Source organism: Leeuwenhoekiella marinoflava DSM 3653 (assembly GCF_900129005.1).
Classification (GTDB): domain Bacteria; phylum Bacteroidota; class Bacteroidia; order Flavobacteriales; family Flavobacteriaceae; genus Leeuwenhoekiella; species Leeuwenhoekiella marinoflava.
Map to the genome: position 1 here is coordinate 23295 of NZ_FQUN01000013.1, position 23545 is coordinate 46839.

23 protein-coding genes are annotated in these 23545 nt (G+C 36.5%); 4 read left to right on the forward strand and 19 right to left on the reverse strand.

The features are described from left to right. Positions 1-144: 144 nt before the first annotated feature. From BUB91_RS21300 to BUB91_RS12725, 17 genes are all read right to left on the reverse strand, one after another. Positions 145-774: an amidase gene (locus BUB91_RS21300; RefSeq protein ID WP_241652607.1), complete on the reverse strand. Its 630-nt coding sequence runs from the start codon at positions 772-774 to the stop codon at positions 145-147. Positions 775-779: 5 nt separating this feature from the next. After that, entirely contained in the window at positions 780-1784 is a 1005-nt protein-coding gene (locus BUB91_RS21305; protein ID WP_241652608.1) for an amidase family protein, read from the reverse strand. A gap of 82 nt (positions 1785-1866) precedes the next feature. Beyond that, a complete protein-coding gene (gene ftsY, locus BUB91_RS12655; RefSeq protein WP_073099661.1) occupies positions 1867-2820 on the reverse strand; it encodes a signal recognition particle-docking protein FtsY in 954 nt (317 codons plus the stop codon). 131 nt (positions 2821-2951) lie between these two features. Then, positions 2952-3104: a DUF4295 domain-containing protein gene (locus BUB91_RS12660; RefSeq protein WP_073099662.1), complete on the reverse strand. Its 153-nt coding sequence runs from the start codon at positions 3102-3104 to the stop codon at positions 2952-2954. A gap of 3 nt (positions 3105-3107) precedes the next feature. After that, positions 3108-3290, reverse strand: a complete 183-nt coding sequence (gene rpmG / locus BUB91_RS12665; protein WP_028375871.1) for a 50S ribosomal protein L33 — start codon at positions 3288-3290, stop codon at positions 3108-3110. A 23-nt stretch (positions 3291-3313) separates the two neighbouring features. Then, positions 3314-3553 carry a 50S ribosomal protein L28 gene (gene rpmB / locus BUB91_RS12670; RefSeq protein WP_009780710.1) on the reverse strand — a complete coding sequence of 80 codons (240 nt, stop codon included), beginning with the start codon at positions 3551-3553 and terminating at the stop codon, positions 3314-3316. A gap of 79 nt (positions 3554-3632) precedes the next feature. After that, a complete protein-coding gene (locus BUB91_RS12675; protein WP_073099663.1) occupies positions 3633-4880 on the reverse strand; it encodes a competence/damage-inducible protein A in 1248 nt (415 codons plus the stop codon). Then, entirely contained in the window at positions 4880-5221 is a 342-nt protein-coding gene (locus tag BUB91_RS12680) for an Hpt domain-containing protein (protein ID WP_073099664.1), read from the reverse strand. Before BUB91_RS12680 ends, BUB91_RS12675 begins: the two co-directional genes overlap by 1 nt. Positions 5222-5237: 16 nt before the next feature. After that, a complete protein-coding gene (locus tag BUB91_RS12685) occupies positions 5238-5852 on the reverse strand; it encodes a fumarylacetoacetate hydrolase family protein (RefSeq protein ID WP_073099665.1) in 615 nt (204 codons plus the stop codon). 3 nt (positions 5853-5855) lie between these two features. Then, positions 5856-6806: a carboxypeptidase-like regulatory domain-containing protein gene (locus BUB91_RS12690; protein WP_073099666.1), complete on the reverse strand. Its 951-nt coding sequence runs from the start codon at positions 6804-6806 to the stop codon at positions 5856-5858. 3 nt (positions 6807-6809) lie between these two features. Further along, complete coding sequence (locus BUB91_RS12695) at positions 6810-7586, reverse strand: 3'-5' exonuclease (RefSeq protein WP_073099667.1); 777 nt, start codon at positions 7584-7586, stop codon at positions 6810-6812. Positions 7587-7742: 156 nt separating this feature from the next. Beyond that, complete coding sequence (locus BUB91_RS12700; protein ID WP_073099668.1) at positions 7743-9074, reverse strand: dihydrolipoamide acetyltransferase family protein; 1332 nt, start codon at positions 9072-9074, stop codon at positions 7743-7745. A gap of 83 nt (positions 9075-9157) precedes the next feature. Further along, positions 9158-10276: a glycosyltransferase family 2 protein gene (locus BUB91_RS12705; RefSeq protein ID WP_073099669.1), complete on the reverse strand. Its 1119-nt coding sequence runs from the start codon at positions 10274-10276 to the stop codon at positions 9158-9160. 3 nt (positions 10277-10279) lie between these two features. Beyond that, entirely contained in the window at positions 10280-10897 is a 618-nt protein-coding gene (recR, locus tag BUB91_RS12710; protein WP_073099670.1) for a recombination mediator RecR, read from the reverse strand. A 132-nt stretch (positions 10898-11029) separates the two neighbouring features. Then, positions 11030-12154: a non-hydrolyzing UDP-N-acetylglucosamine 2-epimerase gene (wecB, locus tag BUB91_RS12715; protein WP_073099671.1), complete on the reverse strand. Its 1125-nt coding sequence runs from the start codon at positions 12152-12154 to the stop codon at positions 11030-11032. Continuing rightward, complete coding sequence (locus BUB91_RS12720) at positions 12141-13412, reverse strand: nucleotide sugar dehydrogenase (RefSeq protein WP_073099672.1); 1272 nt, start codon at positions 13410-13412, stop codon at positions 12141-12143. The genes wecB and BUB91_RS12720 overlap by 14 nt, the downstream gene beginning before the upstream one ends. Further along, positions 13412-14419, reverse strand: a complete 1008-nt coding sequence (locus BUB91_RS12725) for an SDR family oxidoreductase (RefSeq protein WP_073099673.1) — start codon at positions 14417-14419, stop codon at positions 13412-13414. Before BUB91_RS12725 ends, BUB91_RS12720 begins: the two co-directional genes overlap by 1 nt. A gap of 188 nt (positions 14420-14607) precedes the next feature. Between BUB91_RS12725 and BUB91_RS12730 the strand changes: the two genes are divergently transcribed. The 4 genes from BUB91_RS12730 (at position 14608) to BUB91_RS12745 (ending at position 18174) form a co-directional block, all read left to right on the forward strand. Continuing rightward, positions 14608-15099 carry a Dps family protein gene (locus BUB91_RS12730; protein WP_073099674.1) on the forward strand — a complete coding sequence of 164 codons (492 nt, stop codon included), beginning with the start codon at positions 14608-14610 and terminating at the stop codon, positions 15097-15099. A gap of 33 nt (positions 15100-15132) precedes the next feature. Continuing rightward, positions 15133-16080 (forward strand): mechanosensitive ion channel family protein, encoded by a 948-nt coding sequence (locus BUB91_RS12735; RefSeq protein WP_073099675.1) that lies wholly within the window; start codon positions 15133-15135, stop codon positions 16078-16080. Between the two features lie 4 nt (positions 16081-16084). After that, positions 16085-16966 carry an SdiA-regulated/phytase-like domain-containing protein gene (locus tag BUB91_RS12740; protein WP_073099676.1) on the forward strand — a complete coding sequence of 294 codons (882 nt, stop codon included), beginning with the start codon at positions 16085-16087 and terminating at the stop codon, positions 16964-16966. Between the two features lie 65 nt (positions 16967-17031). Further along, positions 17032-18174 (forward strand): pentapeptide repeat-containing protein, encoded by a 1143-nt coding sequence (locus BUB91_RS12745; protein ID WP_073099677.1) that lies wholly within the window; start codon positions 17032-17034, stop codon positions 18172-18174. Between the two features lie 4 nt (positions 18175-18178). Here the strand turns inward: BUB91_RS12745 and BUB91_RS12750 are convergent, their stop codons facing one another. Next, positions 18179-19750 (reverse strand): bifunctional GNAT family N-acetyltransferase/carbon-nitrogen hydrolase family protein, encoded by a 1572-nt coding sequence (locus BUB91_RS12750; RefSeq protein ID WP_073099678.1) that lies wholly within the window; start codon positions 19748-19750, stop codon positions 18179-18181. 32 nt (positions 19751-19782) lie between these two features. Further along, a complete protein-coding gene (locus tag BUB91_RS12755) occupies positions 19783-23493 on the reverse strand; it encodes a metallophosphoesterase (RefSeq protein ID WP_073099679.1) in 3711 nt (1236 codons plus the stop codon). Positions 23494-23545 lie beyond the last annotated feature (52 nt).

The window sequence follows — 23545 nt, forward strand, 5'->3', positions numbered from 1 at the left end:
TGAGGATTTTATACCTTAAAATAGATGATTCTTAAACTGTCTAATTATGAGATCGTTACTTTTCAGCTCACTTATAGTGCTACTACTGAATTGCTCTTATACGGGTAACTAAATTCTTGGCTTAGGTACTCATATTATAAAATTTTACTCATCAAAATCAACCGGTGTTTTACGCATCTTAGAAATTTGTTCGTACGCAAAAGCTAATTCTAATAATTTTGCCTCAGATAATGTAGGCGCGATAAACGTTAACCCCATCGGCTGATTGGTTTCTTTATATCCCATTGGCACCGTAATCGCCGGGTATTTTGCTACCGCCGCATAACCTACCATATAGTTATTGATTGAAAGCACTGCATCCAGATTATTAGTTTTGATGGATTCGTCAAAGAACTGTCTTCCGTTGCGCTCTAAGGTATCTTTAATTGCTGTGAATTCTTCTGTAGATGCAGAATCTGCTAAAACACCATAAAGTAATTTCTGCCCATATGGCATTCTGACTAGCGAATCTTGCTTATTGTAGGTAGTAATTTCATTTAAATCTTTTACTGAAAGTTTATCAGAACCGTATTTTGAGATATAAGCAGGTAAATCAGTTTTCATATCCAGATTTAAAACCCGTACAAATTGCGGCAAATCAATTTCAGGTCGTTTCAACTCAACTAAAGTTGCTCCAGCTTTTTTAAAGGCTTGCACTGCCAGCACGTACAACGTATCATCATAGCCTTTGTAATATCCTAAGCGCTTTTCTTTTAAGAATGCTTCAGGCTTCAAATTCTTTAGCGCGTTATATAGTTGGTTTCCGGGGCATTTAAGCTTACAGTTTTTTCATCCTCAGAATCCAAACCTGTCATTGCTTGAAGCATAATCGCATTGTCAATCACCGAGCGTGTCATCGGTCCGGGAGTGTCTAGCGTACTTGAAATAGGCACAATTCCGCCACGGGAAAGTAAACCTACAGTAGGCTTTAAACCTACAACTGAATTTGAACTCGATGGTGACAATATAGAACCGCTAGTTTCAGAGCCTACAGCCGCAACAGCAAAATTAGCCGCCATAGAAACACCACTTCCTGAACTAGAGCCGCCGGTATCGTGAATTTTTCTTCCGTACGGATTTAAGGTTTGTCCGCCTACTGCAGAGTATCCACTCGGGCAGTCACCACAAAAGAAATAAGCCCATTCACTCAAGTTTGCTTTGCCAAGTATTAAAGCGCCATTTTCTTTTAATTTCTGAGTGATGTAAGCATCACCAGTATTATTATTTTCAAAGACAACCGCCCCGGCAGTAGTTGGCATTCCGGCTGCATTGATGTTATCTTTCAATAAAACCGGCATTCCGTAGATTGAGTATAAATCAAGTTCTTTCGGTCGATTTGCATCCAGTTCACCTGACTCGTCTAAAACTTTTGGGTTTAACGCAATAATTGAATTTAAAGACAATTCATTATTGCGATCGTATTTTTTAATTCGGCTTAAATAAAATAAGGTAAGTTCTTCATAGGTAAGCTTACCATCTGCTACAGCTTGCTGAATTTCGGGAATCGTTTTTTCAAAAATCAGAGGTTTTAGCTTATCGTATTTAGTTTTGAGAAACATTTTTACCTCAAAATTGAATGATTTCCACAAATCCAACGTATCCAAAACTTTAGAATCTAGAACCGCATATTCACGCTCCTGAATACTGTCCGTTTTTATTTCTGTACTTTTCTGAGTATTGGTATTTAATTCCTCTTTACACGAGAAAAATATGAGCAAGATACAAACGAGTAAAAATTGTTTCATAGGGTTTTAATTTTACTCCTAAAATACAAAAAGGCACCTCATAAACATGGATGCCTTTATATTTAAAACGATTTGGTGAATTTTAGACCCTAAAAAAGGAATCTACAAACTCGATTTTATTGAATACTTGTAAATCTTCAATCCCTTCACCTACGCCTATATATTTTACCGGAATTTGAAATTGATCACTAATACCAATTACAACACCTCCTTTTGCTGTTCCGTCTAGTTTTGTAACCGCTAATGAAGTTACTTCTGTAGCTGCTGTAAACTGTTTAGCCTGCTCAAAAGCATTCTGACCTGTAGAACCATCTAAAACCAATAAAACTTCGTCTGGAGCGTCGTCAATAACTTTCTGCATTACGCGTTTTACTTTAGTCAATTCATTCATCAAATTTACTTTATTATGTAAGCGTCCTGCCGTATCTATAATAACAACATCAGCATCCATCTTAACAGCACTTTGTACCGTATCAAAGGCTACCGAAGCAGGATCGCTTCCCATTTGTTGTTTTACAATAGGAACATCTACACGATCTGCCCAGATTTGTAATTGATCAATAGCAGCTGCTCTAAACGTATCACCTGCTCCCAAAACAACGTTGAGACCTTGCTTTTTAAACTGATAAGCCAATTTACCAATGGTAGTCGTTTTACCTACACCATTAACACCAACCACCATAATCACATAAGGCTTCTTAGCAGGAACTGAAAAGTCTGTAGCGTCACCAAAGTTGGTCTCGCTCATCAAACCAGCGATTTCTTCTCTCAAAATCGTATTGAGTTCTTCTGTACCTAAATACTTATCCCTCGCTACACGTTCTTCAATTCTATCTATGATTTTAATAGTTGTGGCTACACCTACATCACTGGAAACCAAAATCTCTTCAAGATTATCTAAAACCTCGTCATCAACTTTGCTTTTACCAGCAACAGCTTTCCCTAATTTGTTTAAAAAATTAGTATTTGTTTTCTCCAGACCTTTGTCTAAAGTTTCTTTTTTTTCTTTTGAAAATATTTTTTTGAAAAAACTCATCGTATTCAGGATGCATTGGTTAGCAACACAAAGGTATTCTCTTTAGTGCTATTTAAAAACCGTTGAAATTAAAAAATACAAAAAGCCGTTACACCAAAGTGTAACGGCTACGTATAAACATTTAGAATGTCTTATTTTTTATCTAAAAACTCTCCAACCATTTCTGGTGTCATAACAGCTTCCACAAAAGTGTAAGCTCCTGTTTTAGGAGATTTTACCATTTTAATGGCTTTGGTCAAACGTTTTGAACCGGTCTGTAATGTTGCTACTGATTTCTTTGCCATGTCTTATTTTATTTCTTTGTGAACAGTCATTTTATTCAAGATTGGGTTGAATTTCTTCAACTCCATTCTATCTGGGGTGTTCTTTTTGTTCTTAGTGGTAATATAACGAGAAGTTCCTGGTTTCCCAGAAGCTTTATGCTCTGTGCACTCTAAAATTACCTGTACTCTATTGCCTTTCTTTGCCATAATTCCTAATCGTTATACCGTTATTACTTAGTAAGAAAGCCTTTTGCACGTGCTTCTTTAAGCACAGCAGTAATTCCTTTCTTATTTATATTTTTAAGAGCGGCTGTAGAAATTTTTAATGTAATCCACTTATCTTCTTCCGGAATATAAAAACGTTTTTTGATTAAATTGGCATCAAATTTACGCTTGGTTTTATTCATCGCGTGAGAAACATTGTTTCCTACCATTGCTTTTTTGCCCGTAAGCTCACAAACTCTTGACATGATTCTAAACTTTATAATGTGTTACTGAAAAACAGGGTGCAAATTTACACAACTAAAACAAGTTGACCAACTTAAAATACTAGTTTTTTAAAATTTCTTTTTGAAGGAGTTCAAAAGCCTTAGTCACGCTTTTAGAAATCACTCGTTCCCGCTGGCTTCCCATCTTAAATTCTTGAGAAAATACACCATCTGGCGTTGCTAGACCAATAAAAACGGTACCCACTTCTGCATCAGAATCTCCTTTTGAGGGACCCGCATTTCCGGTTGTGGAAATTGCATAATCTGATTTATACCAGTTTTTAACAGCAGAAGCCATAGCTTCTGCTACCGGAGCACTCACAACAGAATACTCATCGATCACAGACTGCTCTATTTTAAGCAATTCAACTTTAGAATGTGTCGCATATGTAACCATTCCACCTTTAAAATATGCTGAAGCACCAGATATTGCTGTAATTGCCGAAGCTATCTGTCCTCCTGTGCAGCTCTCTGCAACAGCAAGGGTTTTACCCTTCTGAACAAATAAACGCCCGATAACGGTCTCTATTAGCTCATCGTCATCATAACCTACAATGATATCCCCTATCAGCTTATGAAGGCTTATAATTTGCTCCTCAAGCTTTTGATCCAACACTTCTTTAATGGGTCCTTTTGTAGAAAGCCTAAGGCGCACTTTTCCTAAAGCTGGTAAATACGCGAGTTTAATTTCTTTTGGTAATTTATTCTCCCAATCTTCAATTTTATCTGCAATTTCACTCTCCCCCATTCCGTAAGTCTGCAAGGTTTTGTGAACGATAAATGGCCTGCTGAATTCTTGCTGTAATCTTGGGATGACCTCATCAGTCATCAAAGCTTTCATCTCAAAAGGAACCCCAGGCATCGAGATAAAAACCGCATTACCATCTTTCATCCACATACCAGGTGCTGTGCCATTGCTATTCATCAAAACAGTTGACTTACTCGGTACAAGTGCTTGCGAGCGATTTGCAGGCAACATAGGTCTATTGACGTGATGCTTAAAAATGCGTTCTATATTTTGAAGCACCGCTGCATCTTCAACTAAATGATCTTTAAAAAATTCGCAGAACGTATGTTTGGTGACGTCATCTTTTGTAGGTCCCAAACCTCCGGTGATAATTACAACTTCGGCACTTTCTTTTGCGGAAGCGAGACTATCTAAAATATGCTGTTTATCATCTGAAATAGAAGAAATCTCGCGAACTTCAATCCCTATCTTGTCTAGCTGCTTTGCAATAAAAGCTGAATTGGTATCTACAATCTGGCCAATGAGTATCTCATCGCCTATTGTTATGATGTGTGCTCTCATTACATTTTCCAGTCTTTGCGCATCTCGGCAATTGCATCGTTAACCATAGTTACAATCGTATTGAGTTGTGGTCTGATAGCTGATGTAGGTTTATTGCTATCTGCCCAGCGCTCCATCGCTGAAATTTCACGGATAAGATCTATACCAAACATTTCTAGATTTGGTTTCATTTTATGAGCAAACTGATAGGCCATTTTATGGTTGTCATTATCTATGGCAAGTTGCATGCTCTCTAAATCTGGTGGGATCTCAATCAAGAAAGCTTCAACTACAGTTTTCATAAATTCTTTATCCCCGCCAGACATATCTTCAAGCTGGTATAAATCGTAATGAGTAGGCATATTTTTATAATTTGGGTTATTTTATATTGACGGTAAATAGGGGCTTATTTTCTAAATAACCGGTCAGTTTATCATCTATCGCAACAGGACCAACACCCGCAGGTGTTCCTGTAAACAGTATGTCTCCTATTTTAAGAGTCATAAATTGAGAAACATACGCAATCAACGTATCGACATCAAAAATCATATTTGCAGTACTTCCCTTCTGCACAATTTCACCATTTTTTTCTAAATGAAAATTAATATTTTTTAAATCTTTGTAGTTTTCTTTTGAAATCCATGTGTCTCCTAAAACAGCAGAACCATCAAAACCTTTTGCTTTCTCCCACGGATGCCCTTTTTCTTTACACTCCCTTTGCAAATCACGAGCGGTAAAGTCAATCCCCAAGCCTATCTCATCATAATACTTATGCGCAAATTTAGGCTGAATGTATTTACCCAATCTATTAATACGAACTAAAAGCTCTACCTCATAATGCACCTCATTTGTAAACTCTGGTATCACAAACGGATGCTTTTTTAATAAAACTGCAGAATCTGGTTTTAAAAAAAACATAGGTTCGCTTGAAGGTTTACTGTTGAGTTCTTTAATGTGATCGCTGTAATTCTGACCAATGCAAATGATTTTCATAAGCTAATCTGTAAATAATAATTTAAAAGCTGGTGCCGGAAATCTCCCTTGCAAAACACTGCTTTTTGTATCTAATAAATTTATAGGTTTCCAGCCGGAAATACCGCTGTAATAACAACGACTTTTCTCCTCACTTTCGCGTATTTCAATCCCTTTAAAAATTGGCGCATACCGCTCTACTTGATATTGTTTAATTCCTACAGAATCATTCACTTTTACTGAAATTGTTTCCGTAAATCTGTTGCTCTCAATAAACAAATGTTCTACAACTATAAAAAAGCCATCAGCAGGAACTTGAAGTTTGTAATGTTTTAAATCAAGTGAAATTTGGCGATCTCTTTCTTCTTTAGTTAAAATAAAATCTGAACTTAATAAATCTTTCCCCGGCTTCTTATCAGCTGCAACATCAAGTATGCGCAACCTAAATTTTGCATCACTATCTGGTATACCTAAACGTTTATAAAAATCGATTTTAATTTCGCTTAAAAAACAGGCTTTATCAAACCCATCCGGACGCTCATAATATCGTGCCAGAGCCGAAGGGTAAGCACCTCCGCTAAAATTACCCAATCCTACAACTTGCCTGCCTCTAAAAGGGTTGATACGCTTTTTATGCTCTAGACGCATTTCATAGAGCTTTACTGCATCAAGCTCATCTATCTTAGGATTTAGAAAAACGATAGCATCTTTTAACTCATCAAAACGAATAAATTTTGACTCATAACCTACACAGCTAATAGAAACCAATTCTTTCTTTAGATTTTCATCAACTGCCAGTTTAAACACTCCTTTTTTATCTGCGGAGGTTCCTTTTTTAATATTCTGAAATAATACGGTAGCAAACGGAATTCCTTTCTTCGTTTCAGCATCCCGTACACTTCCTTCAAAATTGAAATGTTGCGCGTGAACAATTGCTGAAAAAAGAACTAAAACGAATGCTGCTCTTTTAAACATCGTCTAAAACAATTTGGTATTCAGTTTTCTAAGTTTAATAGCGGTAAGTACTTTTTTAGTATAAAGTGGAAAGTCTGCATTTTGAATCCAGCCAAAATATCCGGGTTCATTTTCTAACACATCTTCTACTTTTTTTCCTTTGTGTTTTCCGAAAGAAAAAATCTCTTCACCTTCTTTATTAAAAGCTATAAAACCGGCAAAATCAGCAAACCTCTTACGCGCACTAAATTCCGCCAGACTTTTCATATTATTTTCTAAATCTGTGTAACGGTCTAGCTGTGATTTGAGTACTTCATAAGTCGCTATGGTGTCTGCTTCTGCACTATGCGCATCTTCTAAAGTCTGATCGCAATAAAATTTATAAGCAGCACTAAGCGTACGCTGTTCCATTTTGTGAAAAATCGTCTGTACATCTATTGCATTACGATTTTTCATATCAAAATCTACATCAGCACGAAGCATTTCTTCTGCAAGAAGCGGAATATCAAATCGATTGGAATTGAAACCAGCCAAATCTGAATCTTTTATGAGGTTATGAACTGTTACTGCGAGTTCATTAAAGGTAGGTTTATCAGCAACATCCTCATCTTTAATACCATGTACAGCGGTTGTTTCCGCCGGAATAGGAATTGTAGGATTCACAAGCCAAGTATGCTTTTCTTCCTTTCCGTCAGGAAAAACTTTAAGAACAGATATTTCAACAATACGGTCTTGAGCTACATTAATCCCTGTTGTCTCAAGGTCAAAAAAACAAATGGGTCTGGATAGGTTTAAATTCATAGGTTGTTCAATTTTTACAAAAATACAATTACCTAGGGCAAATACTCTAACTTTTTAAAAATCTATCCCTTCTAATTGAAAAGGCTCAGTTCAATTTATAATAACAAAAAAACCTCCCTGAATCAGGAAGGTCTTTCTAATATATTTCATTAAAACTTATACTTGTCTGTCTACATCCCAAGCTTCAAGGTACTGAGCAACTCGCTGTACAAACTGCCCCCCTAACGCTCCATTCACGACACGGTGATCGTAAGAATGAGACAAGAACATTTTATGACGAATACCTATAAAATCACCTTCCGGAGTTTCTATAACAGCAGGAACTTTACGTATCGCTCCTAAAGCTAAAATCCCCACTTGCGGCTGATTGATAATTGGTGTTCCCATCACGCTACCAAAAGTTCCAACATTAGTCACCGTGTATGTTCCGCCTTGCGTGTCATCTGGTTTTAATTTACCTAGCCTTGCTCGCGAAGCCAAATCGTTAACAGCTTTTGCCATACCTACCAGATTAAGCTGATCTGCATTTTTAATAACCGGAACAATAAGATTTCCATCGGGTAAAGCTGCTGCCATACCCAGATTAATATTCTTACGCTTAACTATTTTATCACCATCAACAGAGATATTGATCATTGGGAAATCGCGTATGGTTTTTGCCACTGCTTCCATAAAAATCGGAGTAAACGTTAGCTTCTCACCTTCTCGTTTCTGAAAATCATCTTTGATTCGCGCTCTCCATTTCCAGATCGCTGTTACATCAACTTCTATAAACGATTGTACGTGCGCCGATGTCTGCACAGAAGCCATCATGTGTTTTGAAATCATTTTGCCCATTCGGCTCATTTCAATGATTTCATCTTCATCATTTACACTAACTGGTGCTGGTTTTTCAAGTATTTTAGTTGGTTCTGGTTTTGTTGTTGTAACTGAAGCTTTACCAGATTTACGAGCTTCTACATATTTTAAAATATCGTCTTTCGTAACACGACCTTCTAGACCCGTACCAGAAATTTTATCTAATTCATCCTGAGCAATACCTTCCTGCTGCGCAATATTTTTAACTAAAGGAGAATAAAATCGATCTCCATCATTATTAATAGCCGGTGCCCCAGTAGTCTCTTTTGCAGCATTTACAAATTGTTCAGCATCCTCTGCAACTGCTTCAGTCTCTTGCCCTTCTTTGTGATCAGTTTCAACACGTTCTTCTTTGGGTGCTGGTTCTGTTTCTTCATCTAAAGAACCTCCATCAATTTCAATAATTGCTATAGTCTGCCCCACCTGAACCACATCATCAGCCTCAAAAAGTTTCTCTATCAATACGCCTTCTACTTCACTAGGAACCTCGCTATCAACTTTATCTGTGGCAATTTCAACAACCGGCTCGTCCATTTCAATGGTGTCCCCTACCTCTTTGAGCCAGTTTGTCACAGTAGCTTCAGCGACGCTTTCTCCCATTTTCGGTAATTTCAGTTCAAATTTTGCCATATTATCAAAATAATTATTTGTTTACTTTATATTTTTGCGAAATTAATAAAAATAAACGTATTTCGCTTTATATCATTTAAGAACTACCATTTCAAGAGCTCTCCTTGACTCGTTGAAGTATCACTTCCTAGGCTAAAATTACAATTTGAAGGTCTTATGCGAAACCTATTTTTGCTGTTTTTTAACAACTGAATGCTTTGTAAAACCTCGCTAAACTTAAGATCTTGCAAATCAAAAATCACAGTTCCAGAAGTGTTTTGCAACTGCGATAAATCCTTAAATGCTATGACATTTAAGGATTTATAATTTTTAATACGAAAAGCTTCCGGCATTGCTGATTGTTCAGATACCCAAAAAATGTTTTTTTCTGTGTCTCCGTTTTCCAGTTTTAATTTTTTATTTGATTTAGTTTCAGCAAGCAATTTTAAAGCCAAAACAATAATACCATCTACAAATTTGCCTTTTGAAAAATGCTTCTTCTGAAAGATCTGCATTGCTTTGTAAAATCTTCTTTGGTACTTTCTATTCTTAATCGTACTCTCACCCTTAAAATGCAATGCCGTTAATTGACCATAATAATAATTCTTAAAACCGTTTTGAGTCAGTTTATAGCTTAAATCGATATCCTCCCCGTACATAAAGTAGTCTTCATCAAAACTACCGATAGACTCAAATACAGCCTTTCTCATAAATAGAAATGCACCTACCAAAACCGGAACTTCACCAACTTCATCTTGCGCTAATTGATTTGCATAGTACTTAGAAGTGTCGCCGGTTAGTTTTTGAAAGGCAACTTCGATATTGGGAATATTTCTTTTACTCTCGGGTAAATAAGTACCGGTACCATCAATAAGTCTTACTCCAACTACGCCCAAATCTCTTTTATCATTTGAAAATTCTAATAGGGTTTCAAAACAATTCTCAGGCACAACCATATCAGGATTCAAAATACAAATGAATTCGCCATTTACTTGTTTGACACCTAAATTATTAGCTTTTGAAAACCCCAGATTTTCTTGATTCTCAATCAAAAAGACTTCAGGAAAATAAGTTTTTACGAGTTCTATACTCTCATCTTGAGAGTTATTATCGATAACTATAATTTCTGATTCTAGGTTCGCTGTTGCACGTTGAACGCTTTCTAAACACAGATGTAGAAAATAAGGAGTTTTGTAGTTGAGAATTATAACCGATAGCTTCACAGGCTAATTCTTTAATGAATTCTCAAAAGGAATACGGTTGAGAATACTGCGACCTAAAGTTACTTCATCTGCATACTCCAACTCGTCACCCACAGCTATACCGCGAGCGATTGTAGAGGTTTTAATCTTGTATTGTTCGAGCTGACGGTAGATGTAAAAATTTGTGGTATCACCTTCCATCGTTGAGCTTAAAGCAAAAATTATCTCTTCTATTTCACCTGCTTTTACTTTTTCTACTAAAGAATGAATCGTTAAATCCTGCGGACCGATTCCATCAAGAGGAGATATTTTTCCGCCTAAAACGTGGTATTGCCCGCGATACTGACTCGTATTTTCTATTGCCATTACATCACGCACATCTTCTACCACACAAACTAATGATGCGTCTCGATTAGGATTTGAACAAATCTCACACAGCTCTACATCAGAAATATTGTGGCAATTCTTACAAAACTTAATCTCAGTTCGCAATTTAGTAAGCGCCTGCGTTAGATGCTCGGTATGACTTTCTGATTGTCTGAGCAAATGCAGCACCAAGCGCAAAGCCGTACGCTTCCCAATTCCGGGCAATTGAGACATCTCGTAAACTGCCTGCTCTAAAAGTTTTGATGAAAATTCCATAGAAAAATTAAAGAATAGCGGTTTAACTCCGCTTGTCGGGTAAAGGTAACAAAGATTTTAAACGGAATAAAAAGCTTAAGAAAACTTGTTAAAACTTAATTCTTCTGAAGTAATCTCAGTTATCGAGTAATCTTATAAATTCTGTTTTACCGCATTAAGAATGCGTGCAGAGGCTTTACCATCACCATATGGATTGTGAGCCTTGCTCATTCTTTTATAAGATTCAGCGTTATCTAAAAGTTCTAAAATTGCGGCTTTTAGCTTTGTCGAATCTGTACCAATCAATTTCACGGTTCCTGCGGTTACCGCTTCAGGACGCTCTGTAGTATCTCGTGTTACTAAAACCGGCTTACCCAATCCCGGTGCTTCTTCCTGAATCCCGCCACTATCGGTTATGATAAAATAAGAAGCATTCATCATCCAGACAAAATCAGGATAACTGAGTGGCTCAATGAGCGAAATATTTTCAATATTCCCCAAGATCTCGTGAACGGTATTTTTTACATTCGGATTTAAATGCACCGGATAAACCAAATGCACATCGTGACGCCTTTCTACAATTTCCTTTAAAACCTCACAGACACGTCGCATTCCGGGACCGAAATTCTCTCTGCGATGACCCGTGATCAAAATGACTTTCTTTGAACCGAATGGAATAGTTTCAGCACACTGCGGTATTTTCTGAGAAACCCTTTTTACGGTTTCTTCTAAGGCATCTATAACGGTGTTTCCAGTTATAAAAATCTGAGATTCTTGGATGTTTTCGGCTAACAAATTGTTCTTAGATTTTTCGGTAGGTGCAAAATGAAAATCTGCGATACGCCCTGTTAACTGGCGGTTAATTTCCTCTGGAAATGGGGATTGCTTATTGAAGGTACGCAAACCAGCTTCAATATGTCCCACTTTGGCGCCGGCATAAAAAGCCGCCAAACTAGCAACCATTGTGGTTGTGGTATCGCCGTGTACAAAAACAAGATCTGGTTTAAAGGTTGTTAATGGCGCTTTTAAAGCTTCTAAGGCTCTTGCGGTAAGCGAAAATAAATCCTGATTCTTTTTCATCAAATCCAAATCATAATCTGCTTCGATTTTAAAAAAGTCTAAAACCTGATCCAGCATTTCGCGATGCTGAGCCGTTATACAAACACGTGTTTCAAAATAAGCATCACTTTTAAAACACTTAATCACAGGAGCCAACTTTATAGCTTCGGGGCGTGTGCCGAAAATAAAAAGTATTTTTTTTTGTTTAGAGCCTGCCATCAACTCCGTTTTTTAAAAATCCTTTCACATCATAGACAACGGCATTTTCAGCTTTCAAAGACTCAAAATCTATTTGCTCAAATTGAAAATGTGCAACAGCCAGAACAACAGCTTCAAACTTTTTAGCCTCTAAATTATTCAGCAATTCAAAGCCGTATTCTTTCTTAACCAACTCGGGATCTGCAAGCGGATCGTAGACTGAAACTTCGGCTCCGTACTCTTTTAAATCAGTAATAATATCTATGACTCGTGTGTTACGAACATCCGGGCAATTCTCCTTAAACGTGATTCCTAATACTAAAATTCGGCTGTTCTTCAGTTTAATATCCTTTTGAGCCATCAGCTTAACGACCTGAGATGCTACATAAGGCCCCATACTGTCATTCAGTTTTCTTCCGGCTAAAATAATTTCGGGATGATACCCCACTTGTTTTGCTTTTTGAGCTAAATAATAAGGGTCTACACCTATACAGTGTCCTCCTACCAGACCAGGCTTAAACGGAAGGAAATTCCATTTTGTACCGGCAGCTTCTAAAACTGCGTTAGTATCTATATCCAGCAGGTTGAAGATTTTAGCAAGTTCATTTACAAAAGCGATGTTGATGTCGCGTTGCGAATTTTCAATCACTTTTGCAGCTTCAGCAACTTTAATTGAAACTGCCTTATATGTTCCGGCAGTAATCACCGAAGCATATAACTCATCTACTTTAGTAGCAATTTCAGGCGTAGAACCCGAAGTCACTTTTCGAATTTTATCTACTGTATGGGTTTTATCACCGGGATTAATACGTTCTGGAGAATAGCCTGCGTAAAAATCTTTATTATAAACAAGCCCAGTTTCTTTCTCTAAAATTGGAATACAAATCTCTTCGGTAACTCCGGGATAAACTGTAGACTCATAAATCACAACATCTCCTTTTTTAAGGTATTTGCTAACCAATTGGCTCGCATTTATCAAAGGAGACAAGTCAGGATTATTATTCTCATCAATTGGTGTAGGAACCGTAATAATATAGATATCTGAATCTGCTAAATCATCAGGCTCAGCAGTGCAGAATAGTCCAAACTCTTTGGATTGCTCTTTTTTTAAAACAGCATTTAAAGTCACTGTTTCAAGTTCGCCGGTTTTATCAAAGCCTGTATTTAATTGTTGAATTCTATCTGAATTGATATCAAAGCCGGTGGTAGCATATTTTGTTGCAAACAAGCGTGCCAGTGGTAAACCCACATAACCCAGCCCAATAATTCCAATATTCATTAAGTGTTTATTTTCAAATTCTCATAGTACCAGTCAATAGCTTTCGTTATGCCCTCAGATATATCGCATTGCGGATTGTATCCCAATAAATTTCTAGCTTTTTGTATAGAAGCCAAAGAATGCGGTACATCACCCGGACGCTCAGGTCCAAATTCAGGTTTAATTTGAGCTAACGAACTGTCATAATTGAGTAATCGTTCTTTCAACAAATTTACTAATTCAACTAATGTGGTGCGCTCTCCGTAAGCAATATTATAAATTTCGTTTAATGCGTGCTTATTTGGAGTGGTTAACGCCAATAAATTAGCTTCTATAACATTATCAATATAGGTATAATCTCGAGAAAAAGAACCATCACCATTAATTACAGGAGACTTTCCTTGTAATAAAGTAGAAACAAATTTAGGTATTACTGCTGCATAAGCTCCATCAGGATCTTGCTTTGGTCCAAAAACATTAAAATAGCGTAAGCCTATACTATCAAAACCAAAACTTTGCTTATAAACTCCTGCATAAATTTCATTAACTAGCTTAGTAGCTGCATAAGGCGATAAAGGTCTGCCTATCTCACTTTCAATTTTTGGCAAATTAGCATTATCACCATATGCTGAAGAACTTGCTGCAAATACAAACCGTGAAACTTTGGCTAATCTCGCTGCTTCAATAACATTTAAAAATCCTGTAACATTAACACTATGGGTGTTCAACGGTGTCTTCAAACTTCTGGGAACAGATCCTAAAGCTGCCTGATGACTTACATAATCACAATTTTGCATTGCTTTGGCACACGTATCAAAATCTCTGATATCACCTTCTATAAATTCGAAAGATGAATGTTCATAGAACTCTTTAATGTTGACGAATTTACCCGTAGATAAATTGTCTAGACATTTAACTTTAGCTCCTTGTTCAAGAAGTGCTTTTATTAAGTGCGAACCGATAAAGCCACAGCCGCCTGTTACTAACACATTCTTATTTTTCAACTGATTAAATTTTGTAGTTTTCATGAAGTAGGGTTCAGACCGCTAATATATTATTTTTTCTTAAAAACATTTAACTTTTATTTAACTTAATTTTAGTTTTTAACATCTTTTAATTTTTGCAGTTAAACTTTTACTAAACGGATTAAGTAATTCGTGTCTAAGAAAAATCAATAGTAAATTTGATGTATATAAATAATTACTATACAAAAGTCATGAATTACCTCAATTTAGATACCAAAAAAACTGAAGCTACAGTAGAACAACTTAACATTCTTCTTGCTGATTATCATTTATATTATCAAAAACTCAGAAACTTCCATTGGAATATTATTGGAGAGAACTTCTTTGACCTTCATGCAAAATTTGAAGAAATGTATACTGATACATTAATCAAGATTGATGAAGTAGCAGAACGAATTCTAACTTTACGCTACCAACCTATAAGTAATCTTACCGATTATCTTAAATTATCTAGTATTGAAGAAGCTTCTAGTGAGATTAAAGATGTTGAAATGGTTAAAATTCTTTTAGATGACCACGGTTTGTTATTAAAGCAAATGCGCTCAACAGTTAAAACTGCAGACGAAGGTGGTGACGAGGGTACTATTGATTTATTAGGTGCTTACATTAGAGAGTTAGAAAAAACAAGTTGGATGTTAGATTCATGGAGAATGAACAAAACTTCAAACCACAAAAAATCGTAACTTATAAAACATAATTAACCCACACCATTTAATATGCTAATATTACAAGAAGCCGCATCAAAATCTGATTTAACTTTTTTGGGTTTTGACCTTTACAAATTAATAGATAAACTTCAAGGTTGGGGCGAGAGTTTAATATTAAAACTACCCAATTTTATTGTTGCAGTTTTGGTTTTTGCCGTCTTCTGGTTTATAGCAAAATATGTTTCGAGATTTGTTCGAACAATTTTAATGAGGGGAGTTGGGCAAGACTCTATAAAAGTAATGGCTGGTCAAACAGCCTTTGCTATTACGGTATTAGTTGGTTTCTTCGTTGCATTAGGTATTATGGACCTAGACAAAGTTCTAACTTCTGTTTTAGCTGGTGCGGGTGTTGTAGGTCTAGCTATTGGTTTGGCTTTACAAGGAACATTAAATAACACATTTAGTGGAGTTATTTTAAGTTTTATGCCACGACTTCAATTAGGCGATTGGGTAGAAACTAACGACTACGCAGGTATAGTTGAAGAAATTACCCTACGTAATGTAACCTTAAGACAGTCTGACAACAATTATGTTATTGTTCCTAACTCTAATATTGTAGATTCTCCATTTAAGAACTGGAGTCAAACAGCAAGATCACGAGTTTTTATTAACTGTGGTGTGGGATATGAAAGTGATTTAGAAAAAGTAAAAGCGCTAACACTTGAAACTTTAACCAATACATTTGACCAACAAATCCAAGAAGAGATAGAGTTTTATTATGAAGGATTTGGTGATAGTTCTATCAATTTTGTAGCACGATTTTGGGCTCCTGTTTCAAAAAGAAGAGATATGCTAATTGCTCAAGACAAGGCGATTATTGCAATTAAAAAAGCATTTGATGCTAATGACATTAATATTCCATTCCCAATACGCACATTAGACTTTGGTAAAAATAAATTCAGATCAGAGACTATAACTATAGCCAACTCTGGTGATGTTCAATCTTCAGAGGCTTAACCTTATGTATAAAACTATCTTTTATTTTGCTTTAATCCTTTCTATTTGCAGTTGTCAGGATTATGGAAAACTGGATAAAAAAGGTGGTTTAGCTCGTAATCTCGCGGAAGTTTCCGGCTTAGCACTTTTCGAAAATGACACATTAATTTATACTGCAACAGATCACGGAAATCCCAATCATATTTATGGTTTAGATGGAAGCGGAAACATTCAGCGGGAAATCGTTATTAGTAATGCGCCTAATGAAGATTGGGAAGATTTAACAACAGATCCGAAGGGTACACTTTACATTTCTGATACCGGAAATAATGAAAATGAACGGGAAGATCAGTTCATTTATATCATTCAGAATTTTGCAAGTCTCGCAGCCTCCAGAGATACTCTGCAAGCAAAACGCATTACGTTTAAGCTTTCTGATCAAAAAGATTATCCGCCAGATTTAAATAATCTCAATTTTGATATAGAAGCTTTGCTCTATAAAGAAGAGAATCTCTATATGTTTACGCGTAATAGAAGTCGGCATTTTGATGGAATCACCAAAGTCTATAAATTACCTGCTCGCCCTGGTAATTATCAGGCTCAGCTAATTGACCAATATTTCGTTTGTGATGACCTCAATACATGTGCAATAACAGGTGTTACAATGTCTCCAAAAGGTGATCGAATCGCATTGCTTACTTCAGACAAAGTTATTATGCTTTCGCAATTTGAAGGAGAAAACTTTTTCTCCGGAAAAATTGAGACTTACGATCTTGATTATACCTCTCCAAAAGAAGGTATTGCCTTTAAAAATGATTCAACTTTATATATCGTAGATGAACGCAGAGCTCAAACCGGCGGTAATCTCTATGAATATTCCCTAAACAAAAAAACACGCTTTAATTAGGAGCAACAACATTCTAAAAAGCTTTTCGTTTATAGTATTTTTAAGCATTGTCAGACTTTAAAAATATGATTGAAGAACGCCTTTCTGAACTTGAAGCCGAAAACGAAAAGCTAAAAGCCAAACTCAACAAGCAAGATTCTAAGAAAAAGCAACGCCGTAAACTCGGCTGGACATTTCTTAAACGCTCTTCCGGGATGATCTTAGGGGCTCAACTTAAAAAAAGTATTGAGCGTTTTTTAGATGAAATGGCGCAACAACAGCGCGTCTCTAGAGAAACTATTTCAGAATTATTGAGCAGTATTATTATACGACTTACCCGCGTGGGCTTTCTTTTGATTCTAACAGCTGTATTACCTTCTATCCTTTTAATTTTTCAGACTTATTATCTCGCTAAACAAAACACCTTGATTACCGGACAAAGCCAAATGTTTAGACAACAAAATACGCGTTTAGATCAGCAAACTTATTTACAAGAAGCAGACCGCCGCGGTCAGACGCTTTTAATAATGGATAATATGCTGAAAGAAATTAGCCATGATGTTGCCGGTAGTTCTCAAAATAAAATAGACGATGCTACAGCAGGAAGACTCATTGCATTGAGTAAAATGCTGAAACCTTACAAATACCTCGAAAACGACAGTCTTATAAATAACGTTACCAGTCCAGAACGTGGTTATCTGCTGATCTCTCTTTTAGAAACCGGTGTTAACCTCAACAGCACAACCAGAACCCGAACGAACGGAAAACTTATAGAGCGTCTGGATTTTACCTATGCAGAATTGAGAAATATTTCACTTAAAGGTTATGATCTATTAAACATTGATCTTTCTTATTCAGACTTAAGAAACTCAAATTTTAATGGCACCGATTTTGAAAATGCAGACTTTAATAATGCTAATCTAACCAACACAAATCTTACGTATACCAGTTTCAACAAGGCTAATCTTGAAGGTGTAGATTTTACGAACGCTATTCTGGATTATGCAAATTTGCAAAACGCTAATTTAAAAATGGCTGATTTGAGAAATGTTAGTCTGCTAAAATCTAAAATTCTAGATGCAGATTTCACAAACGCCAGAGTCCACAAAACCTTTGAACGAGATGTGTTGCAACAATTGAATATAGATCAAAGAGACTGGTTGTTTTCAACTTTTGAAGTGGTAGAAATTGATGATAACGACTATCAATTACTCCCAATCAAAAATTAAAATACTACTTTTTCTTCCATTTTAGTTGGAATAGATCCTTTCTGCGATCTACAAGATTGTGCACACTACCAAACTGATTCAGTTCTTTTAAAAGGTCAAGATCAACATCTGCTACAAGAATCATCTCAGCATTCGGAGTAGCTTCAGCTTTCACTCCATTTGTTGGAAACTGAAAATCACAAGGCGTTAAAACCATACTTTGAGCGAATTGCATATCCATATTATGCACTTTAGGAATATTCCCTACGCTACCTGCAATAGCTACATAACACTCGTTTTCAATCGCTCTTGCTTGTGCACAATGGCGAACACGGCTGTATCCGTTTTGGGTATCTGTAAGAAAAGGCACAAAAAGAATATCCATACCTTCATCTGCAAGTAAACGGCTTAATTCTGGGAATTCTACATCATAACAAATAAGAATACCTATTTTACCACAATCTGTATTGAAGGTTTTCAGCACTTCTCCCCCACTCATTCCCCAAGCTTTTGCCTCATCAGGAGTTACGTGCAGTTTGTAAAATTTCTCTATCGTTCCGTCACGTTTGCAAAGAAAACCTACATTATATAGCGTACCATCTTCAATATATGGCATACTCCCCGTAATGATATTGATATTATAACTTACCGATAGCTCAGAAAAACGATCTCTTATACGCTCTGTGTATTTCGCTAGTTCACGTATAGCATCAGGCTCAGAAAGATGGTTGTATGCAGCCATAAGCGGCGCATTAAAAAACTCTGGGAACAATGCAAAATCAGAGCGATAACCTGAAATAGTATCGATGAAATATTCAGCTTGCTCTATGAGTTCTTCAAAATTCTTATAGGTACGCATTTGCCACTGAACCAAGCCTAAACGCACCACGGTTTTAATCGCATTTGGTTTTTTTACGGGTTTCTGATAATAAATATTATCCCATTCCAAGAGTGCAGCATAATCTTTAGACTGCATATCTCCTTCCAGATAATTTGTGATGATTCGTTTTACATGAAAATCATTACTCAGTTGAAAATCAAGAACCGGATCATTAATCTCACGAGCCCGTACTTTTTCAATATAAGCCTTAGGAGAAAGATCTTTAGCGTGCTGGTGATAATTGGGCAACCTTCCGCCAAAAACAATACGTTCTAAGTTCAAGTTCTCACACAATTCTTTACGGTAATCATATAAACGACGACCTATACGCATCCCACGGTATTGCTGTGAAATAAAGATTTCTATTCCGTAGAGCACATTTCCTTTAGGTGTATGGGTACTAAAAGTCTCGTCACCTGTGATTTGCATATACGTATGCGTATCTGTAAACTTATCATAGTCTACAATGATTGAAAGCGCACAACCGGCAATCTCACCATTGACTTTTACCACAACCTGACCTTCCGGAAAAATCGATATCAGTTTCTGAATATCTTTTTTCTTCCAATAGGAATCTGTAATATTGGGATACACAGCGATCATAATCTCTTTAAGCTCCTCATAGTCTTTAACCTTGAGGTATTCCAGATTGATTGTGTCTACGCGTTCGCGCTTTTCTAAACCTTCAGTATTGTCAATATTTTCTATTTCCTTCATATGTAAATTGCCTAACGGCGAAAAAATTAATTCTAAAAATTAAAACCAAATCCAAATGAAACGCGGTAGCCTTCACTAGATTTAAAAAGATTGAAAGTACCACTCAACGCATCTGCACTGTTAACCCAGAAACCTATACCGTACGAGTCGTGCCATTGCTCTGAATTATTATCAAAATCTGACCAAACTCTACCCAAATCATATCCTCCAAAAACACCTATCTGCAAAGGTAAAAATCCAGTTTTAAACGTATTGAAAGCATATCTTAAATCACCTGAAGTCGCAAAGGCTCGCTCACCGGCAAAACGATCAAAACGGTAACCGCGTAACCCGTTTCTTTGCCCTAAAGTTGCTGCTTGATAAAACTCGGTATTATCACCAAATCTAAACTGACCACTCGCTGAAGTCTTAAGCACTAATTTTCTATTTGTACTTATTGCATTGTAAAAACCAATACTTGGATTCAAGTAAGCAAAGCGTCTACCGGTCTCAGTAAGATTATTTGTAAAGCCACCATTAAGTACGAAATCCATTCCACGCGTAGGTGCAAGAGTATTATCTTTGCTATGGTACTCATAAGCGGCATCAAAAGTCGCAAAATACTTACGCTCTTCTTGCTCTATAATATCTACAATATCAATATACCTAAGATAATTATCTGCTACTTTTATTCCTTCAAATTTTGCATTTACCGAAAAAGTGCTTCCATAATCAGAGTTACGTAAAAGTCCTGCAGAAGCCTCTATGCGGCTCAACCGAACTCTGTTAAAGTTCATTCCAAATTCATCATCATTATTAGTTGATTCGTTTCCGTAGCCAAAAAAGTTTTTGGCATAATTAGGCGTTGTATATCTACCCGCTAAAACCAGATTCCAATCATTCATAATACCAGCAAACTCTCCTTTATACGAAAAATCAAGACCACTTGTTGCAAAATAGTACAACACATTGAAGCGGTGTTGTTGTGAAAAAGGATTTTGTCTAAAGCCATTTACAGTATATGTATCAGACAATCCTATACTTACTCCATTGTCTGGGTTATATCCAAATGCCGGTGTTAAAACATTAGATCGTAAAATCTGTTTCTGGTAATCATAAGTATTGTAATCGTAAACGTCTGTAAGCCTAAAATTCGCTCCGCCTTTTTCTTCAATAGTGTTAGGTAAACTCTCGTGATCATAAACTTTAATTTTTCTCCCACTTTTAATGCGGTAAATATCCTTGTTCTGCCCACCGATGATTCGGGTAAAAATAGGGTTATCTCCTTCTCCATTTACCTCAAAAACATCATCGTCGTCAAGACCGTAAATCCAAAGCTGTTTGGTTTCGTTAGAAAAATAAGTGCGATCATGCATTAGGTCTGCCTGCTTTCCATCTTTTATTCGCCAAGCTTTTACCGTAGTCTGATTGTTTTCACGAGTAATTTCAAAATAATCATCTTTATCTGTACCTACAACCATTTGTAGTTCTACCAAATAATCATAAAATGATCCTGCTATTTCTACCAAATTATCGCGACGTCCTTTTAAATTTTCTTTGATATCCTGTATAGATTGACCATTACTAACCTCTGGAGGAAGATCTGTAAACGCCTCTTCTATAACAGAATCTGTAACGTGTTCTTTTATGTAGCTCGCTTGCTCTAACCAGACTTCTCTTCCCGACTGCTGTGCAAGAGCACGATCAAGTTTTATACCTGCATTATTAAACCACTTCATATCATTCAGATTCTTATCATAAACCTGAAACTGTTTTGCCATTCCAAATAAAGTGCGGGCAACATCTAGAATTGCTCCATCAAAATTGGTAAATACCTGATCGCGATCTCTAGGAATGGGCACAAAAACATCTTCACCATCTGTAGTTTTAAATTCTGCCCAACGCCATTGGTCGTTATGCCTGTCCCAATCACCTATAAGCATATCAAACATACGGGCACGTATATAAGTAGGTTCGTCTACCACATTAGATTCATCACTGCGTAATTTGTTAAGAATATCATCTGTACTCTCAATATCATCAGGATAGTTAAAAGTCTCTCCACCGTACTCTTTAGCCGGTCGCTCAACAATCATATAGAGTTGATCACCATAATCTTCATTATACAAACCTAAAGCAGGCTGTTTTGGCACATAATATAAACGAGGAGTTGTGTGCAAAACCTGTGAAGCTTCACTCAAACGCGGGATTGCAAAAGCTCCGTAGGGATGCGCAGAAGTGTAAAAATCCTGAATCAAAGATTCTGGTAAGGTATTTTCTAAGTCCTCTTCTACATCAGCATTTTCTTTTAAAATTACTTTTTGCAAAAATTGAACAGCGCTTTTACGCAAAGCCCTCATATTATACTCTCTACCGGTTTTATCCTTAAGTCTTAAAGAAACAGTTTGATGTCCCCCACCCGGTCTAATTACTTCAAGACCTCCATAAAGTGTATCTAATAAGGCTACTGGCGCTGTCACTTCTTTACCATAAACTTCCCGATAGTGCTCTCCCCATACCCTTTCAAAAAAATCTGAACGCTCAGTTTTTTCTGTAGGATAAACTGAAGTTTTTACAGTAGCAGGAAAATCTGTTGGTATATGTGAATAGTCTTCTATTTTATCAGGACCATAAATCTCTTTCTGAAAAAATAGTTCAGGCTCACCGGTTTCCTGATTGGTGCCGTAGTAACGAACCCATGACGAACCATCTTCAAAAATATCTAATTGAGCAAAGCCTTCGTAATCTGAACTAAATAATCCATCATTACCTAAATATGCATAAGATGATTTAGAACCAGATCCTGAAACAATTTGTCTAACCTCATCGTGCTCAATGTACTGTAAGCCGTGCTCATGTCCAGACGTAAAAATAATTTTATTATGTCCCTGAGCTAACACACGTAAGCGCTTCATTAACTCATTATACTTCTCGTTAAAACGATCTTGTTTAGAGACTCCTCCCTGTGTTCTAATCTGAGTCACCAAAGAACCTAAAATAGGTACGGGAATTTTCTGTTGAGAAGGGTATAAATGTTTATCTAAAGCAAACTTACCACCATGCACACCGTTGGTAAACATTGGGTGATGCATTGCAATTACTAAAGTTTTATGCTGATTTTTCTTGATCTCATTTTCTAACTCAATAAAAAACTTCTCCCGATCTTTAATATTATCGCATTTATCATTAATCTCCGGGCTTTTATCCCAGTCCTCCAAATACCATTGTGTATCTAAAATGATCATATGAACCGATTTATTAATATCATAATTCACCAACGGACAACCGTCCTTTGGCAAAAAAACATCATCTAAACCCGTTATTTTCTTCAGATATTCCTCTTCTCTATTCAAGCCGTGTAAATGGTCATTATACCAGTCGTGATTTCCAGGAATAAATATAGGTGTACCTTCATAATTATCAAAAGTCTCAACCTGTGCATCAACACGGTGTTGAGCAAGCGGGCGCTCTTCTGTTCCTTCAGGAGGCATTCCTACCGGATAAATATTATCACCTAAAAAAATAGCAAATGATGAATCATCATTTGCTTTATCTAAAAACTTCTTAAATAATTTAATCCCTTCGGTACTTTGCCCCATTTCAGAATTACCGGCATCACCTAGTAAATAAAAAGTACGATCTATTTTTTTTGCTGAAGGATAAATTCCTTGTTCAACACCTTCTTTGTATCTGGAAGTATATGTGGCGCAAGCCGAAAGAAACAAGCAGATTACAAGTGTTAGAAGTATGTTATTTTTTATCATGAAAATAATTTTGGGAATTCTTTTTCGTACTTTTCCTTACTTTAATAACAAA

Excerpts from the sequence above, each read along its gene's own strand:
- BUB91_RS21305 (WP_241652608.1), bottom strand. The coding sequence starts at position 1,784 with ATGAAACAATTTTTACTCGTTTGTATCTTGCTCATATTTTTCTCGTGT.
- ftsY (WP_073099661.1), bottom strand. The coding sequence starts at position 2,820 with ATGAGTTTTTTCAAAAAAATATTTTCAAAAGAAAAAAAAGAAACTTTA.
- BUB91_RS12660 (WP_073099662.1), bottom strand. The coding sequence starts at position 3,104 with ATGGCAAAGAAATCAGTAGCAACATTACAGACCGGTTCAAAACGTTTG.
- rpmG (WP_028375871.1), bottom strand. The coding sequence starts at position 3,290 with ATGGCAAAGAAAGGCAATAGAGTACAGGTAATTTTAGAGTGCACAGAG.
- rpmB (WP_009780710.1), bottom strand. The coding sequence starts at position 3,553 with ATGTCAAGAGTTTGTGAGCTTACGGGCAAAAAAGCAATGGTAGGAAAC.
- BUB91_RS12675 (WP_073099663.1), bottom strand. The coding sequence starts at position 4,880 with ATGAGAGCACACATCATAACAATAGGCGATGAGATACTCATTGGCCAG.
- BUB91_RS12680 (WP_073099664.1), bottom strand. The coding sequence starts at position 5,221 with ATGCCTACTCATTACGATTTATACCAGCTTGAAGATATGTCTGGCGGG.
- BUB91_RS12685 (WP_073099665.1), bottom strand. The coding sequence starts at position 5,852 with ATGAAAATCATTTGCATTGGTCAGAATTACAGCGATCACATTAAAGAA.
- BUB91_RS12690 (WP_073099666.1), bottom strand. The coding sequence starts at position 6,806 with ATGTTTAAAAGAGCAGCATTCGTTTTAGTTCTTTTTTCAGCAATTGTT.
- BUB91_RS12695 (WP_073099667.1), bottom strand. The coding sequence starts at position 7,586 with ATGAATTTAAACCTATCCAGACCCATTTGTTTTTTTGACCTTGAGACA.
- BUB91_RS12700 (WP_073099668.1), bottom strand. The coding sequence starts at position 9,074 with ATGGCAAAATTTGAACTGAAATTACCGAAAATGGGAGAAAGCGTCGCT.
- recR (WP_073099670.1), bottom strand. The coding sequence starts at position 10,897 with ATGGAATTTTCATCAAAACTTTTAGAGCAGGCAGTTTACGAGATGTCT.
- wecB (WP_073099671.1), bottom strand. The coding sequence starts at position 12,154 with ATGGCAGGCTCTAAACAAAAAAAAATACTTTTTATTTTCGGCACACGC.
- BUB91_RS12720 (WP_073099672.1), bottom strand. The coding sequence starts at position 13,412 with ATGAATATTGGAATTATTGGGCTGGGTTATGTGGGTTTACCACTGGCA.
- BUB91_RS12725 (WP_073099673.1), bottom strand. The coding sequence starts at position 14,419 with ATGAAAACTACAAAATTTAATCAGTTGAAAAATAAGAATGTGTTAGTA.
- BUB91_RS12730 (WP_073099674.1), top strand. The coding sequence starts at position 14,608 with ATGAATTACCTCAATTTAGATACCAAAAAAACTGAAGCTACAGTAGAA.
- BUB91_RS12735 (WP_073099675.1), top strand. The coding sequence starts at position 15,133 with ATGCTAATATTACAAGAAGCCGCATCAAAATCTGATTTAACTTTTTTG.
- BUB91_RS12740 (WP_073099676.1), top strand. The coding sequence starts at position 16,085 with ATGTATAAAACTATCTTTTATTTTGCTTTAATCCTTTCTATTTGCAGT.
- BUB91_RS12745 (WP_073099677.1), top strand. The coding sequence starts at position 17,032 with ATGATTGAAGAACGCCTTTCTGAACTTGAAGCCGAAAACGAAAAGCTA.
- BUB91_RS12750 (WP_073099678.1), bottom strand. The coding sequence starts at position 19,750 with ATGAAGGAAATAGAAAATATTGACAATACTGAAGGTTTAGAAAAGCGC.
- BUB91_RS12755 (WP_073099679.1), bottom strand. The coding sequence starts at position 23,493 with ATGATAAAAAATAACATACTTCTAACACTTGTAATCTGCTTGTTTCTT.